This is a genomic window from Bacteroides sp. MSK.18.37 (assembly GCF_019129155.2).
GTDB lineage: Bacteria > Bacteroidota > Bacteroidia > Bacteroidales > Bacteroidaceae > Bacteroides > Bacteroides ovatus.
On sequence record NZ_JAHOIB020000001.1, the window covers coordinates 5,763,260 to 5,779,185 of the forward strand.

General features: G+C 43.2%; 13 protein-coding genes. 4 read left to right on the forward strand and 9 right to left on the reverse strand.

What is annotated here, in order from left to right:
• Positions 1–4 precede the first annotated feature (4 nt).
• On the forward strand, positions 5–421 hold the full coding sequence (locus KSX81_RS22285; protein ID WP_004297824.1) for a hypothetical protein: 417 nt from the start codon (positions 5–7) through the stop codon (positions 419–421).
• Between the two features lie 572 nt (positions 422–993).
• Here the strand turns inward: KSX81_RS22285 and KSX81_RS22290 are convergent.
• The 6 genes from KSX81_RS22290 to KSX81_RS22315 all read right to left on the reverse strand — a co-directional run bounded on the left by KSX81_RS22290 (position 994) and on the right by KSX81_RS22315 (position 7,615).
• The gene (locus tag KSX81_RS22290; RefSeq protein WP_004300327.1) at positions 994–1,692 is read right to left on the reverse strand and encodes a LytR/AlgR family response regulator transcription factor; all 699 of its coding nucleotides are present in this window, start codon (positions 1,690–1,692) and stop codon (positions 994–996) included.
• Positions 1,693–1,734: 42 nt separating this feature from the next.
• The gene (locus KSX81_RS22295; RefSeq protein WP_004306368.1) at positions 1,735–2,796 is read right to left on the reverse strand and encodes a sensor histidine kinase; all 1,062 of its coding nucleotides are present in this window, start codon (positions 2,794–2,796) and stop codon (positions 1,735–1,737) included.
• Between the two features lie 48 nt (positions 2,797–2,844).
• Positions 2,845–4,065: an ABC transporter permease gene (locus KSX81_RS22300; RefSeq protein WP_004300329.1), complete on the reverse strand. Its 1,221-nt coding sequence runs from the start codon at positions 4,063–4,065 to the stop codon at positions 2,845–2,847.
• Between the two features lie 120 nt (positions 4,066–4,185).
• On the reverse strand, positions 4,186–4,929 hold the full coding sequence (locus KSX81_RS22305) for an ABC transporter ATP-binding protein (RefSeq protein WP_004300330.1): 744 nt from the start codon (positions 4,927–4,929) through the stop codon (positions 4,186–4,188).
• Positions 4,930–4,977: 48 nt separating this feature from the next.
• Entirely contained in the window at positions 4,978–6,198 is a 1,221-nt protein-coding gene (locus tag KSX81_RS22310; RefSeq protein WP_004300331.1) for an efflux RND transporter periplasmic adaptor subunit, read from the reverse strand.
• A 19-nt stretch (positions 6,199–6,217) separates the two neighbouring features.
• Complete coding sequence (locus tag KSX81_RS22315; RefSeq protein WP_004318745.1) at positions 6,218–7,615, reverse strand: TolC family protein; 1,398 nt, start codon at positions 7,613–7,615, stop codon at positions 6,218–6,220.
• 218 nt (positions 7,616–7,833) lie between these two features.
• Here KSX81_RS22315 and KSX81_RS22320 point away from each other — a divergent pair, with 218 nt between their 5' ends.
• From KSX81_RS22320 to cydB, 3 genes are read left to right on the forward strand one after another with little or no spacing between them, the layout of a single operon-like run.
• Positions 7,834–8,070: a DUF4492 domain-containing protein gene (locus KSX81_RS22320; protein ID WP_004300334.1), complete on the forward strand. Its 237-nt coding sequence runs from the start codon at positions 7,834–7,836 to the stop codon at positions 8,068–8,070.
• Positions 8,071–8,090: 20 nt separating this feature from the next.
• Positions 8,091–9,638: a cytochrome ubiquinol oxidase subunit I gene (locus KSX81_RS22325; protein WP_004311577.1), complete on the forward strand. Its 1,548-nt coding sequence runs from the start codon at positions 8,091–8,093 to the stop codon at positions 9,636–9,638.
• 37 nt (positions 9,639–9,675) lie between these two features.
• Positions 9,676–10,818, forward strand: coding sequence for a cytochrome d ubiquinol oxidase subunit II (cydB, locus tag KSX81_RS22330; protein ID WP_004300336.1), 1,143 nt, complete (start codon positions 9,676–9,678; stop codon positions 10,816–10,818).
• Between the two features lie 146 nt (positions 10,819–10,964).
• Here cydB and KSX81_RS22335 read toward each other — a convergent pair whose 3' ends face one another.
• The 3 genes from KSX81_RS22335 to KSX81_RS22345 form a co-directional block, all read right to left on the reverse strand.
• Positions 10,965–11,921 carry a D-2-hydroxyacid dehydrogenase gene (locus KSX81_RS22335; RefSeq protein ID WP_217725841.1) on the reverse strand — a complete coding sequence of 319 codons (957 nt, stop codon included), beginning with the start codon at positions 11,919–11,921 and terminating at the stop codon, positions 10,965–10,967.
• 97 nt (positions 11,922–12,018) lie between these two features.
• A complete protein-coding gene (locus tag KSX81_RS22340; RefSeq protein WP_004318741.1) occupies positions 12,019–13,290 on the reverse strand; it encodes a replication-associated recombination protein A in 1,272 nt (423 codons plus the stop codon).
• Between the two features lie 6 nt (positions 13,291–13,296).
• Positions 13,297–15,873, reverse strand: a complete 2,577-nt coding sequence (locus tag KSX81_RS22345) for a DUF5686 and carboxypeptidase-like regulatory domain-containing protein (RefSeq protein ID WP_004318739.1) — start codon at positions 15,871–15,873, stop codon at positions 13,297–13,299.
• Between the last annotated feature and the right edge of the window lie 53 nt (positions 15,874–15,926).

The following is a 15,926-nucleotide window of genomic DNA, read 5'->3' on the forward strand; positions in this document are numbered from 1 at the left end:
TGCTATGAATAAAGAACAGGCGATGAGTTGTGCTGCAAAATGTATGTCTTCATTTAACAAGTATGCTACAAAGTGGAATATTCCCTCACATTTAACAATTGAAATGTGGAATATTATAAAGGAAGTTTATGATAGAATGGATTCTCCAATTACAACATGTAATATTGATAGAAATGGAGGGGTTGAACTTGAATATCGAGAAGCTTTTTCTAATGTATTTTATAATGTTTATGTTTGTAGCTGTAAAAATGCAAGATATAATACATCTGCTTCTTTCTCAAAACATGTAAAGTTACAAAAAGATCAATGTATAAATATTAATTATGACCCAGATGTTCTTTCGATTTCTTATCGTATAAATGACATTGATATTATAGATATGGGAGAAACGTATGGTGAATTCTATAATAACCTAATTTAAAATTCAAGTAGTAAAATTAGCTGTTTAAATTTTAAGTTTTTTGTAGTATTGTTTCATCTTCCAAATCCTTCTTTAGAAAGTCGTTTTTATTTGGTATGCAAACATTTTATTTTCATCAGAAGGTCTTAAAAGTGACTTGATTCCAGTTTTATTCAAATGATGATCAAGCCACTTTTTTTCGTTTTCTTTTGATATAATATGACTGGTAATAAAATAAATAGATTAGCCATGTTTAAATTCTATTTAATTAGTATGTATTGCCGCAGTACGGTTGCGGCAATGTAAATAACGTCAAAAGTGACGTTTTAACTTTCAATGATAAATACTCATTAAGAAAGAAAGGGCTCGATTTGAATTTAATAGTTTGTTGTATATCAATTATAAAAATAGCTCCCTAGTTCGTCCGCTGACGAGGGAGCTATTAACACAAAAACTAAACTAGACTTAACTAAACTATTCTATTCTTGGAATTTCACAATCCCTTTCTGTTCGTTGCAAAGGTAGATATAAAACGGGTTTTGGCAAACTATAATCGACAAAATTCACTTTTTTACCGATAAATTCATGAATAATTAGCTCCTTTCGTCAAGAAAAGTCTGAAAAACTTGCTTGTAACTATCGCTGATAGGAATATATGTCTTGTCAAAAACAATACGCCCGCGATCGATCACACGTATCTTATCTTTTTGTACGATGAATGAGCGGTGCACGCGTATGAAACGGCTGGAAGGTAAAAGTTCCTCCATTGCTTTCATACTCATCAGTGATAGAATAGGTTTGGAAGCATCTTCCGTATATATTTTAATATAATCTTTCAGTCCTTCGATATACATGATTTTCTTCAAGTCCACTTGCACCAGTTTGTAGTCACTTTTCACAAAAATACTGTCTATCTCTTCCGGTTTCTGTACAAGTTCGAACCATTGAAGGGCCTTGTTGGCAGCTTGCAGGAAATCGACGTAGGAGATTGGTTTCAGCAGGTAATCGAGTGCATTGACACGATAACCGTCGATGGCATACTGTCCGAAAGCGGTAGTAAACACAATGCGGGTGTGCGGATCTACCATCTTCGAAAACTCCAAACCATTAAGCTCCGGCATCTGGATGTCCAGAAACAGGAGATCGACCTCTTCGCCAGGCAATTCTTTCATTGCCTGAACCGCACTGGAATACTTTCCTACGAGTTGCAGGAACGGGGTTTTATTCACGTAACTCTCTAACAAGCTAAGAGCTAACGGCTCATCGTCAACAATTGCACAACGTAACATCATACTATTTTATATCTAAAGTTTTTATATTCAATGTTTTGAAATCTACTCTCTGATCTTGATACTTAATTTCGATTCATATACTTTTTCATCTTTTGAGATACCTTTCGACCAGGTATAAGCCCCGGGATAAAGAATCTCCAACCGGCGGCTGACTTGCTCCAGTCCCACACCCGAGCCACTTTTATCCTCCACTGTCTTTGGATGATTACTGTTGCGAATTTCGCAAATCACTTCCTTATCATTCTCCGAAAGATGAATACTGATGAAACTCGATTCAGTAGGGGAGATGCCATGCTTGAAAGCATTCTCTATCAATGAGATAAAGATAAGCGGAGCAATAAGCGTCTGACTGTCAGGCTGAATATCAAATTTAGTAATCATCTGTACATTGGCCGACAGGCGGATGCGCATCAGTTCAATGTAATTTCGGATAAAATCAACCTCTTTACAGAGAGGAACGTACGTTTGTTGGTTATCATATAACACATAACGAAGCAGTTTGCTCAACTCCTGAACTGCTTGTTGCGCTTTGTCCGAATCAAATGCAATCAGTGCATAGATATTATTCAGGGTATTCAGCAGAAAGTGAGGGTTCAGTTGGTTTCGCAGATTTTTCAGTTCCGCTTCCGCACGGTTTCGTTCCGCCTCTTTGCGGGCAGCTTCATTTTGCGTCCATCGCGCGCTCATACGGATAGCGGCACTTAGGCCGATAGTAAATACGAGGCTCAACATATCTCTAAGGAAGAATAGCCATCCCGGAGGCATACCCGGTCTTTTGGCTTTGGGTGCAAATGACGGATCGAATGTCAGGCTTTGCCAGAGATGTAACAAAATGCCGATGACACATAAAAAGATAATGTTGTAGACGATATATCTTTTGGCCTGACTCTGAAACAGATAACGGGGAACAAGAATGAAATAATTCACGTAGAACGCAATCATAAAAGAGAGTGGTACAGCAAGATGGCGTATATAGGCCATCCAGTTAATGTTCCCGTTTCCACGTTCAACGAAGAAGAACGGGAAACCGAACATAATCCCCCAGCTGATAATGTGTATCAGTATCTCCAGGGGACGACGTGCGGATGTAAAGGTTTGTTTCATAAAGACAAAGATAATTTTTTTAATTGACAACCGACGGTTGTCAATCAATTATTCGTATCTGATGGCTTCTATCGGGTCTAAATCAGCTGCTTTCTTAGCCGGATACCATCCGAAGAAGACGCCCGTAACGGTACATACTGCGAAGGAAAGGAATACACTCCACGGCTGGATATAGATAGGCCAATGCGCTACGCTCTTGACAATCCAGCTAGCCCCGCAACCGATAATCACTCCGATGATACCTCCCGTGATACTAATCATGATGGCCTCGATAAGGAATTGGCTTAGAATATCGACTCCACGTGCACCGACAGACATACGCAGACCGATTTCACGGGTACGTTCCGTAACGGATACATACATGATATTCATAATTCCGATACCACCTACTACCAATGAAATACCTGCGATACAAGCCAGCAGGGTTGTCATCAAATCGGTGGTTGAGTTGAGCATTGTACTCAATTCCTGTTGGGTACGGATGGTGAAATCATCGTCATCCGAAGCTTTCAGCTTATGGTTGCGACGGAGGATCGTACTGATTTCGTCAGTAGCATAATCCGTCATATCTTCGGTAAGGGCAGAGGCAAACACTCCCTGCAAATACGTAACGGCAAGCAGACGTTTCATCACTGTGGTGTATGGTGCAAGCACTACTGCATCCTGGTCTTGTCCCATGGAGTTGTAGCCTTTGGCTTTAAGCACACCTACCACACGAAGCGGTATTTTACTGAAACGAATAATCTTACCTACCGGATCACTTCCGTCCGGAAAAAGATTGTCTACTATAGTCTTTCCAATCACACATACTTTCGCCGAACTCTGTATGTCGGCCTCTGTGAACATCTCTCCGTTTTCAACAGTCAGCTGGCGGATGTCGAGGTATTCTGTTCCGACACCGTTCACGGAAGCTGGGTAGTTGTTGTTTCCGGCAATGAGTTGCCCCGATGATGAAACATTGGGACTGATGGCGGACAGGAAACTTGTCTCATCACGCAAGGCTTCGTAGTCGGCAAGCTTCAACGTTTGCATAGCAGACGGGTCCTGCCGGACACCTCCGCGCATATCAGCTCCTGGATGAATCATAATCATGTTCGATCCCATTTCGGAAATCTGCTGCTGGATGCTTTTCTTCGAACCTTGTCCGATAGCCAGCATCGTGATGACGGAAGCAACACCGATAATGATACCGAGCATGGTTAGAAAAGCACGCAGCTTATTGTTCGCCAATGCCCGGAGAGCTATCTTAAATAAATTAGTTCCATTCATAATGAATAATTTGCTAATTTGTCCATATACTAATGGGGCAATTTCCTGAAGGTATACTCTCCCAACTTGTTTATTGTACAGCCAATCGGCACATTAGTATATCGGCACATTGAATAATTATTAATCCTCGTCGTTTTTCGGCAATGCGGCCAGCGCTTCGGCAGCAGACAGAATTTTCGGATTGGTTGTATCTTCTATAACCTGACCGTCACGCAGACGGATATTCCGGCTGCTATATTGCGAAAGTTCGGGATTATGTGTTACAAAGATAATCGTACGTCCCTCTGCATGAAGCTTTTGAAACAGTACAAGTATCTCGAAAGAGGTACGGCTATCGAGGTTTCCGGTCGCTTCGTCGGCAAGAATCACTGCCGGATTGTTGACCAATGCGCGTGCGATGGCAACGCGCTGCATCTGTCCACCGGACATCTGGTTGGATTTATGTTCCAGACGGTCCCCCAATCCTACAGCCTGTAGGGATTCGATGGCGCGGCGACGGCGTTCGGAAGCGCTCACGGCAGAGTTGTACATAAGCGGTAGTTCCACATTTTCTACAGCCGTCGTTTTAGGTAACAAGTTGTAGCTTTGGAACACGAAGCCAATCTTCCGGTTTCTTAGTACTGCACGTTGAGGCTTGCTCATTGTACGTACGGGAATATCGTCGAGCAGATATTCTCCACTGGTCGGGGTGTCCAGGCAGCCTAATATATTAAGCAGCGTGGATTTTCCCGAACCGGAAGTCCCCATGATGGTAACAAACTCTCCTTCATTGATATTGAACGAAACGCCCCGCAATGCGTGGACGGTTTCGTCGCCTACCTGAAAGTTACGTTTGATATTTTGTATTTCAATTACTTTTTTCATCGTAAATAATGTGTTAATGTGCCAATAACGGATTGGCACATTGAATAATTATTTTTTCTTCTTACTTCCCGGAGGGCCAGGCATGAACGGACTTCTTTCTCCGCCACTTTCCTGATTTCCTTCAGCAGCCACATTTTCACCGGGCATTGCTCCTATGGTAGCTTCGGTCACTACTTTTGTTCCTTCGGAAATGCCACTGATAATTTCTGTAGATATACCGTTGCTGATTCCTACTTCTACCGGATGAGCGGTGAATGTGGTTCCTTCACGAGTCCAGAGTTTATGTTCGCCTTCGCAATCTTTTACGATGTCATTATTACCGATTAACGGTTTTTCAGGTGTGAATCGCAGTGCTTTGTTCGGGACAGACAACACATCCTTTTTATCAAGAATATAGATCGTGACATTAGCTGTCAAACGAGGTTTCAGTTTCAAATCAGGGTTGGGAGCAGAGATTACAACTTCATAAGTAACTACTGTAGTGGTGGTGCTTGTACTGCTCGTACTGCTTGCATCTCCCAGACGAATTTGTGTAACTACGCCTTCGAATACATCATTCGGATAAGCATCTACCGTGAAGCTGGCACGCTGGCCTTCTACTACACCGCCTATATCAGCTTCATCCACATCGGCTACTACCTGCATCTGTGTCAGGTCGGCAGCAATGGTGAACAGTGTCGGAGTTTCGAATCCGGAAGCAACGGTTTGTCCTGCTTCCACATCACGGCTGATGACTACTCCGTCAATCGGTGAGGTGATAGTAGCATAAGCCAGGTTACGTTCTGCTTTTGCGAGCGATGCCTTACTGCTATCATAGCTACTTTTCGCTTTCTGATAGTTGTAGAGGGCCTGTTCGAAATCCGTATCACTAATCAGTGACTTTTCGTGTAAGCCTTTGCTACGTTCATAATTCTTCTTCTGATATTCATATTCGGCTTTTGCACCATCGTACGTTGCCTGTTGTGATGCCAGTTCGCTTTGCAATGTGGCACGGTCCATTTCGGCAATCAACTGTCCTTTGGTTACTACCGAGTTGTAATCTACGTAAATCTTGTCGATGATACCGGAAACCTGCGTACCGACTTCTACTTCCGTCACCGGTTCGATGGTTCCGGTAGCAGTTACCGAATTTGAAATATCGCCTTTGCTCACGTTGGCAGTGGCGTAGGTGACTTTGTGCTTGGCCGGTGAACCTGCAAAGAACCAGATTCCTGCACCTGCTACCACAACGACTGCCACAGCGATTAAGATAATCTTTTTCGTTTTCATTCGTTTATTATGCTTTTATTTAGATTGCTAATTGATCTCCCTGATAGAACTTCAGCAACTGCGTATTCAGTATGGCCATATATTTGGCTTGAAGCTGTTCCTGCTGTGCTTGCAGCAAGTTGTTCTTTTCAGTAAGAAGTTCTATGGTATTCTTCATTCCCAGATTAAACTGTTCGCTAATCAACTCATAGCTGATTTGTGTACTCTTCAACTTCTCGTTTGCTGCTGCATAACGTTGCTGTGCACTGTTAGCATCCAGCCAGAGTCCTTCGATGGTCTTGTACAGAGTTTTTTGTTCGTCAAGCAAGGATAACATGCTCGTCTCGTATTGCAATTTTGCTTTCTGTACGGCACTTTTAGTTTGACGGTTATTGAAGATCGGCACACTGACAGACAATCCGATCGAATTGTTCCATCCGTTTTTCACTTGCTCTCCGAAAGTGAAGTCGCTGCCGCTGGTGTGGTTGGTTCCGATGCCTGCGCTAAGGCTGATTGTGGGCAAATAACTTGATTTGGCAATACCGATACCCAGTTCGGAAGCCTCTACATTAAGTTTGCTAGCTTCAATCTCCGGGCGAAGACTCAATGCACTAATGTACACATCTTTTTTGGTAGGCAACGGAGCCAGTACATTTTCGTCGGACAGGGCAGGGAGGTAGATGTTCATTTCATTCTCCCCATCCAGTTCGAGCAATTGTTTCAGTTGTAATTTGTAATCTTCAAGAGTGGCTTGCGCTGTGACAAGTTGGTATCGGTCTGTGCTCACCTGTGCTTCCAGTTGGGCGAAGTCGCTTTTAGCAATACTTCCGGCGTTCAGAAGTTCCTGTCCGCGGTCACGCTGCGCAATAGAAACTTGCAGGGTACTTTCGTTTACTTTGACAGACTCGGCCGCATAAAGAATCTGGATATACACTTGGGCGATAGATTCCTGAATGTTATTTTCGGAAGTCGCTACGTCCAGTTCGGCTACCTGATTGTTCAACTTTTCCTGCTGGATGGTTTTCAGTCTTTTATTACCATTATATAGAGTCCACGACGCATTCAGTCCATAATTACCATTGTAGCTCGTTTTACTATTGCTACTGATAATTTCGCTGCCGCTTACCCGACTACTCGTCTCCTGATACGGACGATTCACCACCTGCTGGCTGGTAGAGAACGAAAGACTGGGAAACAAGGCAGCCTTAGCTGTCTTTACATCAATCTGCGTGCTGGCCGCAGTGATCCGGTTCTTGCGAATCGTGATGTTCTGCTCTTTTGCGTAGTCGATGCATGACTGCAAATCCCATTGAGCCGGAATTTTCGTTTCTTTCAGCGTATCGACTTGCAGCGGAGAAACTTGGGCAGATATGCCGGACAGCATACCTGCTCCAAGAAATGTCATCACTGTCAATCTTCTTACATTTATCATATTCATACTTCTATTGATTTACTGTTAGCGAAGGTACGTACATATTATATATGCCGCAAAAACGATAGACGGATGACGTAATTTCGCCGTTAAATGTTTTTTTTCTGTCGATAGGCAGGTTTTTGAAGAAAAACACAACAAATCACACAACTTTTTTGACTAGTTGTTTGTTTTAATTATAAAAAATGTATATTTGTACTCATTACAAATTATAACGTCAACATATGAAGAATACACTGCTTACGATCTGGAACTTCTATTTGGAGGGCTTCCGTAGTATGACCTTGGGGCGTACCCTGTGGGTTATCATTCTGCTGAAATTATTCGTTATGTTCTTCATCCTTAAAATGTTCTTTTTCCCTGATTTCCTCCGTGACCATCCTACGGATGACGACAAGGGAACATACGTGGGAAACGAACTGATAGAACGTGCCATCCCCGGTAAATCTACTGATTTTTAACTCTTAAACTACATAGGATTATGATTGAAAGTATTGACACCTCGCTGATCGATTGGTCGAGAGCCCAATTTGCGATGACAGCCATGTACCACTGGATTTTTGTTCCTCTCACACTCGGACTGGCAGTGGTGATGGGAATCATGGAGACGCTGTATTATAAAACAGGCAATGAATTTTGGAAAAAGACTGCCCAGTTTTGGATGAAACTCTTCGGTATAAACTTTGCCATTGGTGTGGCAACCGGTTTGATTCTGGAGTTTGAGTTCGGTACGAACTGGAGCAATTATTCATGGTTTGTAGGAGATATCTTCGGTGCTCCGTTGGCCATTGAAGGTATTTTGGCATTCTTTATGGAAGCCACATTTATCGCCGTCATGTTCTTTGGATGGGGCAAAGTAAGTAAACGTTTCCACTTGGCTTCTACCTGGCTCACAGGCTTGGGAGCTACGATTTCCGCCTGGTGGATTCTCGTTGCCAACGCATGGATGCAGCATCCGGTAGGCATGGAATTCAATCCTGATACAGTTCGTAATGAGATGGTAGATTTCTGGGCAGTGGCTACGTCACCTGTAGCGGTCAATAAATTCTTCCATACGGTATTGTCCGGCTGGGTGCTGGGTGCTATTTTTGTAGTCGGCATCAGTTGTTGGTATCTGCTGAAGAAACGTAATCGTGAGTTTGCGCTTGCCAGCATCAAAATTGGGGCGATTTTTGGATTAGTAGCATCGTTGCTTTCTGTTTGGACGGGTGATGGTTCCGGTTATCAGATTGCCCAGACGCAACCGATGAAACTGGCTGCCGTGGAAGGTCTGTATGAAGGCGGCACTAATGTAGGTCTGGTTGGAATAGGAGTGTTGAACCCGGAAAAGAAGACTTACAACGATGGGAAAGATCCTTTCCTCTTCCGTTTTGAAATCCCCAGCATGCTTTCTTTCCTTGCAGAACGTAATGTAGACGGCTACGTTCCTGGTATTACAAATATCATCGAGGGTGGTTATCAACAGAAAGACGGATCGACAGCTCTTTCTGCTGCCGAGAAGATAGAACGTGGAAAAACGGCTATCGGTGCATTGGCTGCCTATCGTGCAGCAAAGAGTGCAGGACATGAGGAAGATGCTCAAATTGCATATAAAGTATTACAGGAAAATATTCCATATTTCGGTTACGGATATATCAAAGATGTGAACCAACTGGTTCCGAATGTTCCTCTGAACTTTTATGCATTCCGTGTAATGGTAATCTTGGGCGGATACTTCATCCTGTTCTTTATTGTCGTTCTCTTCTTTATCTATAAGAAAGATTTAAGCCAGATGCGTTGGATGCACTGGATTGCTCTGCTGACAATTCCTTTGGGATACATCGCCGGACAAGCCGGATGGGTGGTTGCCGAATGTGGGCGTCAACCGTGGGCTATCCGTGATATGCTGCCGACAATGGCTGCCATCTCCAAACTGGATGTAAGCTCTGTACAAACGACTTTCTTTATCTTCCTGCTCCTGTTTACAGTGATGCTGATTGCAGGTGTCGGAATTATGGTAAAGGCTATTAAAAAAGGACCGGAGAATTGATAATAACCTATTACTCATTACTTAATATTTTAGCTATATGTATATATTTTTGCAACAATATTGGTGGCTTGTCGTTTCCTTGTTAGGAGCCATACTCGTGTTCTTATTGTTTGTACAAGGAGGTAATTCTTTGTTGTTCTGCTTGGGTAAAACCGAGGAACATCGTAAGATGATGGTGAATTCTACCGGACGTAAGTGGGAGTTTACGTTTACTACATTGGTTACATTTGGAGGAGCTTTCTTCGCTTCTTTCCCCTTGTTTTACAGTACCAGTTTCGGCGGTGCATATTGGCTTTGGATGATTATACTTTTCAGTTTTGTATTGCAGGCTGTCAGTTATGAGTTTCAGAGTAAAGCCGGAAATCTGTTAGGTAAAAAGACATACCGGACTTTTTTGGTGATTAATGGAGTGGTAGGTCCTGTGTTACTTGGTGGGGCAGTGGCTACTTTCTTTACCGGTTCTGATTTCTATATTAATAAGGCCAATATGACAGATACCATTATGCCGGTAATCAGTCATTGGGGAAATGGCTGGCACGGATTGGATGCACTGACCAACATTTGGAATGTTATTCTTGGATTGGCTGTCTTCTTCCTTGCCCGTGTGTTGGGATCTCTCTATTTCATTAATAATATTGATGATAAAGAGCTGACCGATAAATGTCGTCGTGCAGTACGAAATAATACAGTTTTGTTCCTTGTATTCTTTTTGGCATTTGTCATTCGTACATTGGTATCTGATGGCTTTGCCGTTAATCCGGATACACAGGAAATTTATATGCAGCCATATAAGTATCTCACTAACTTTATCGAAATGCCGGTAGTGTTGGCTTTATTCCTGATTGGTGTGGTACTGGTTCTTTTCGGCATTGGAAAGACATTGCTTAAAAAGACGTTTGATAAAGGAATCTGGTTTACGGGAATCGGTACGGTACTGACTGTTTTATCTTTATTGCTGGTAGCAGGGTACAACAATACCGCTTATTATCCGTCATATACAGACCTGCAAAGCTCATTAACTTTAGCCAATAGCTGTTCCAGCGAATTTACACTAAAGACAATGGCCTATGTCTCTATTCTTGTTCCATTCGTAATTGCATATATTTTCTATGCTTGGCGTAGTATCGATCGTCACAAAATTACCGAGAAAGAAATGGATGAAGGAGGACACTCATATTAATACTTTGTCCACATAGAATTTCGAATTGAGATTCTTGTAGGAACAAATAAACTCCCCTTATTTAATTCTCTATGTCATGGTAGAGAAGTTAAATGAGGGGAGTTTTTATATATAAGCCTTTTCTATCCTTTCGGATATATCGCTTTTTATTTATTGACTATATTCTCCGGTTTTCCGGCAATGTAAGCCTGAAGGTTACTGATTGCAATATTCATCAGACGTTCACGAGCCTCGATGGTTGCCCAGGCAATGTGCGGAGTGATGTAGCAGTTCTTCGCAGTTAGTAATGGATTGTCGGCACAAGGCGGTTCAGTAGAAAGCACGTCTACTCCGGCTGCATAAATCTTGCCATTGTTCAAAGCGTCTGCAAGGTCTTGTTCGTTGATAAGCGGGCCGCGACCGGTGTTGATTAAAATAGCTGTCGGCTTCATCATACCCAAACGGCGTGCATTTACCATTTCGCGTGTCTCCGGAGTAAGCGGGCAGTGCAAACTGATAATATCACATTCGCTGAACAACTGATCTAAATCCATCTTCTTGATTTCCGGTGGTAACTGGAAGTGCGATTTAGAAGTCAATGTATACACTTGCATACCGAAACCGATCGCAACACGCGCTGTGGTATATCCGGTATTTCCCAGTCCTACCAGACCGATTTTCTTTTCCCGCAGTTCCATCAACGGAGTGTCCCAAAAACAGAAATCCTTGTTGTTGGTCCAACGACCTTTATGCACTTCTTCAGAGTGGTGTTGCACTTGTTGAGTGATGTTCAGGATATGCGCAAATACCATTTGAGCAACGGAAGCGGTGCTGTATGAAGGAATATTAGTAACGACGATTCCCCGTTCTTTTGCAGCAGCTGTGTCTACCACATTGTATCCGGTAGCCAACACACCGATATATTTCAGTTCGGGCAGTGCAGCCATGTGGTCTGCATTGATGATTACCTTGTTAGTCAGAATTGCTTCTGCACCGGCTGCACGTTCTAATACCTCTTCCGGAGCTGTACGGTCATAAATTGTACATTCTCCAAGCACCTTCATACCCTCCCAGGATAAATCTCCGGGATTGGCGGCATAGCCGTCTAAAACTACAATCTTCATTTCAATTTCAATATTATTAATATGTTATAATGTTTCCTACTGCTTTATTTTGCTTTTAGCTTTTCTTACAGAAGGGAGTGACTTATTTTACGAACACTTATTTCTTAAATTTGTCTCCCCACAACTGTATCATTCGCTCGGCATGTTTCTGTTCTGCCGGATTGTTTTGCGGTTGCCATATCCGTTTGTCTTTCAGCTCGTCCGGAAGAAATTGCTGTTTGACAAAGTTACCTTCATAGCTGTGCGCATATTTATATTCCTGTCCGTATCCCAACTGTTTCATCAGTTTGGTCGGAGCATTGCGCAGATGCAGGGGCACAGGCAGATTACCGGTTGACCGGACTAGCTCTAATGCATCGTTAATTGCACTGTATGCCGAGTTGCTTTTAGGGCTGGTAGCCAGATAAATCGTTGTTTCAGCCAAAGGAATCCGTCCTTCGGGCCAACCGATTTTCATCAATGTATCAAAGCACGCATTAGCGAGAAGCAATGCATTCGGGTTTGCCAAACCAATGTCCTCGGAAGCAGAGATCACAAGCCGGCGGGCAATGAAAGCAGGATCTTCGCCTCCTTCTACCATACGGGCAAGCCAGTAGATCGCTCCGTCAGGATCGCTGCCGCGGATAGACTTGATGAAAGCCGAGATAATGTCATAATGCATCTCTCCATCCTTATCATAAGCCAGTGGATTCTGTTGCAAGCGTTCGGTCACCATTTCATCGGTGATGACAACTGTTTCCTCCGTCTCCGATTGCACAACAAGTTCCAATATATTAAGCAGCTTGCGGGCATCTCCACCGGAGAAGCGCAACATAGCTGTTGTTTCTTTCAATTCAATTTTTCGTTCCTTCAGTATGGCATCTGTGGTGATGGCACGTTGCAGAAGTTCCAGCAAATCTTCTTTTTCCAAAGATTTGAGTACATAAAGCTGGCAACGGGATAGGAGAGGGCGGATGACCTCAAACGACGGATTCTCCGTTGTTGCGCCAATCAGCGTGACTGTTCCGTTCTCTACCGCTCCCAACAGAGAGTCCTGCTGCGACTTGCTGAACCGATGGATTTCATCGATAAACAAAATCGGGCTGGACTGCGAAAAGAAACGGTTGCTCTTGGCACGGTCTATCACTTCGCGTACATCCTTCACACCGGAAGTCACAGCACTCAAAGTATAGAAAGGCGTTTCCAGTTTGTTGGCAATGATCTGTGCAATAGTTGTTTTACCTACTCCGGGAGGTCCCCAGAGAATAAAAGAAGAGATGCGTCCTGCGTCAATCATTTTCCGCAAGATGGCTCCCGGTCCAACTAAATGTTTCTGACCGATATATTCATCCAAAGTTTTTGGCCGTAACCGTTCTGCTAAAGGTTGCATAATTTTCTAGAATACCATTAATACCATGAAACGAATACCGTTTTTGTTGATACCCGGATTATCACGATAAGTGAAACGATGTACATATTCAACGTGCAGCAACTTGAAAATGTTGTAGATACCTACACTTCCTTCAATATAAGGCACTTTCGGGTCCATCACGAAACTGGTGAACTTACCGTCGCGTGTCGGGAAACGGAACAAATCGGGATTGTTGCTCTTAAACGGATTATTCTTATCCGTCAATGTTCCCCACAAAGCACGTACGCGGAACATTTCTCTCCATTTCAAGTTCTTGATAAGAGGAATACGGTTGAATAGTTTTCCATTCATATCATAAGATAATGACATGGAAGCGTAACGGTCGTTCAGGAATTCCATATTATTAATCAAGTTGAACGTTTCGCGCTGGGTGATGTAGGACAAGTTAGCTTCCGGCAAGATCAACAACGGGAAAGGAACCGTGTTCCATTCAGCACCTGCTTTTAAGCTACAATCAATCTTTCCCCAGGAAGCGGGAAGCCAGAAACGTTTCCATACACTTGCTTCCGTACGGTTAAAACTATAATCTCCACCTAGTACTCCTTTGAAACCCATGGCATGAGTCAGGGTAAAGATAGGAGCATCCAGCGATACAGGTACGCGGCGTTGTTTGGAGTTGACAAATGATTCGCCCGGAGCATAACGCAGCGTCAGGCTCGCTTCCGAAGTCGTGACATCATGCACACGGGTTTGCGCGGCATCATTGCGCAGATATTCCAGTTTGCCGGTAGGCTCGTCGTTACGATGGCGCAGCATGGCTTTCACTCCGAATCCTGTCAGCGTTTCAAGTTCATAATTAATGGTGGCATCGCGCATATACGACATCTGGTCTACTGTCGTTGTTTTTACTGACAGGAAGATATTGTCTTTATCAGTGAACAGGAACTTATCCATCGGAGACATAACATCATAACTGTACGTAGCCGAAAGATAATGTTTCGGGAATTCCCAGACAACATAATCGCGTTTATTGAACGAATAAGTTACCGTACCGCTATATTTCCAGCGTTTGTCTTTCAGACCGTAAGCTCCGTATCCGTTCAAGAACCAGTGTTTGTGGAAATGAGCTGTTGTCATGCCGCTTAACCGGAAACGGGTACCATCAATGTAGTTGCTCGAAATCATGGTGTTGATAGGACCGATATCCACTTTGCTCGGATGACCTTTGCTTCCTGTTTCCACAAAGTTTTCAATCAGCGCTTTCGCTCCGAAGATGATGTATTTGAATCCCGGTATCTGTTCGAGGCGGTTGACGAATACATCCATCGAACTTTCTTTCTTCGTCAGCGGTACTTGACGAACACTTGCCCAATACTCATCGCTTTTCGAAAGCATATCCGCTTCTTTTATCACGCTGCCTTTCAATCGGAACAGTCGTTGTTCGATAGGATCGAATTTATAATTACTATATTTCGTAGTTCGTTCCACCTGCAATCCGCCTGCTGTTTTGTTGGAATTCCAGGACAGGTCTACGGTCATGTCATCATCCGCCAATACCCAGTTTCCGTTAGGGAGTTGCTCGTATTGTTGCACGATGTCCATACGGTTGACGAAGTTTACTCCGGTCTTTTTAGGCAGGTTCATCGTACATTTCTGAACGGCATAAGTAGAATCGTTCAATACATACAGATGTCCGGTGAATCCGAAGTCCTGCGAGTTTTGCGGAACAAAAGTGAGGTGAACACATTCGCGCTTGTTTACCATCAATGTGTCCATCAGATAATATTTATAAAATGAGATGGCATTGTTACCGATCGGACTGACGAAACGCTGCTGGAGCAATCGGATATCGTCGTCGTAGATATTGATGTCGGCAAATACGTCTTTCAATACAGTGCCGAGCATATCTCCCGTAGAGAAAAATTCTTCTATACCATTGGAATTCTTTCCTTTGATAATCGTTTTCTTGTTTTCGGGATTTTTGCGGTAGATGGTTTGCGAGGACGTTTCCTGTACGGAAATAGGGAGAATCAACTTATTGGTTGTTTCCGACACTTCCACCTGATCTCTTAAGAATGAATATTTCTTGTAGATACCTTTTTCGAGCTTTTCCGGTGTGAGGTCGTTGATGGACATTTTCATCTTCTCGTACTTGTCGTACTGATAGTACTCGTTCACTTCGAGTACTTGCGCTTTTTTGTGTTCGATTACCTTCTTCATGAATTCCACTGCCGGATTGTTCTTGCGGGAATATTTCTCCTTTTGAGGTTTCACGACAACCTCGTTCAGGAGCACATTATCCGGAGCTAACTTAACGTTCACTGTCTGATTGTTGGAACCGACTCGAACCGTTTTACTGATATAACCTACAGCGGAGAACACCAGTGTCCCTCCGTTTCTGCGGGCTTCAAGACTGTATTCTCCGTCAATATTGGTGATAGTACCCATATCTCTCTTTTCTTGGTAGTAAACAGAGATATACATCAATGGCTCGTGGGTAACCGAATCAGTGACTACCCCTTTAATTTGCTGCGCAAAAGCATTGGAAGCTACCAATACGAGTAAGAACAGTATAAGTATTTTGTTATATCGTTGTATCATAACGTTTGTAGTAGGGCTGCAAAGTTAACAAATAACTCTAAGGATAACAGAAT

Bases quoted from the DNA above. Each gene is read 5' to 3' on its own strand.
- KSX81_RS22340 (WP_004318741.1), bottom strand. From the start codon at position 13,290: ATGCAACCTTTAGCAGAACGGTTACGGCCAAAAACTTTGGATGAATAT.
- KSX81_RS22335 (WP_217725841.1), bottom strand. From the start codon at position 11,921: ATGAAGATTGTAGTTTTAGACGGCTATGCCGCCAATCCCGGAGATTTA.
- KSX81_RS22310 (WP_004300331.1), bottom strand. From the start codon at position 6,198: ATGAAAACGAAAAAGATTATCTTAATCGCTGTGGCAGTCGTTGTGGTA.
- KSX81_RS22300 (WP_004300329.1), bottom strand. From the start codon at position 4,065: ATGAATGGAACTAATTTATTTAAGATAGCTCTCCGGGCATTGGCGAAC.
- KSX81_RS22345 (WP_004318739.1), bottom strand. From the start codon at position 15,873: ATGATACAACGATATAACAAAATACTTATACTGTTCTTACTCGTATTG.
- KSX81_RS22290 (WP_004300327.1), bottom strand. From the start codon at position 1,692: ATGATGTTACGTTGTGCAATTGTTGACGATGAGCCGTTAGCTCTTAGC.
- KSX81_RS22315 (WP_004318745.1), bottom strand. From the start codon at position 7,615: ATGAATATGATAAATGTAAGAAGATTGACAGTGATGACATTTCTTGGA.
- KSX81_RS22295 (WP_004306368.1), bottom strand. From the start codon at position 2,796: ATGAAACAAACCTTTACATCCGCACGTCGTCCCCTGGAGATACTGATA.
- KSX81_RS22285 (WP_004297824.1), top strand. From the start codon at position 5: ATGAATAAAGAACAGGCGATGAGTTGTGCTGCAAAATGTATGTCTTCA.
- KSX81_RS22325 (WP_004311577.1), top strand. From the start codon at position 8,091: ATGATTGAAAGTATTGACACCTCGCTGATCGATTGGTCGAGAGCCCAA.
- cydB (WP_004300336.1), top strand. From the start codon at position 9,676: ATGTATATATTTTTGCAACAATATTGGTGGCTTGTCGTTTCCTTGTTA.
- KSX81_RS22320 (WP_004300334.1), top strand. From the start codon at position 7,834: ATGAAGAATACACTGCTTACGATCTGGAACTTCTATTTGGAGGGCTTC.
- KSX81_RS22305 (WP_004300330.1), bottom strand. From the start codon at position 4,929: ATGAAAAAAGTAATTGAAATACAAAATATCAAACGTAACTTTCAGGTA.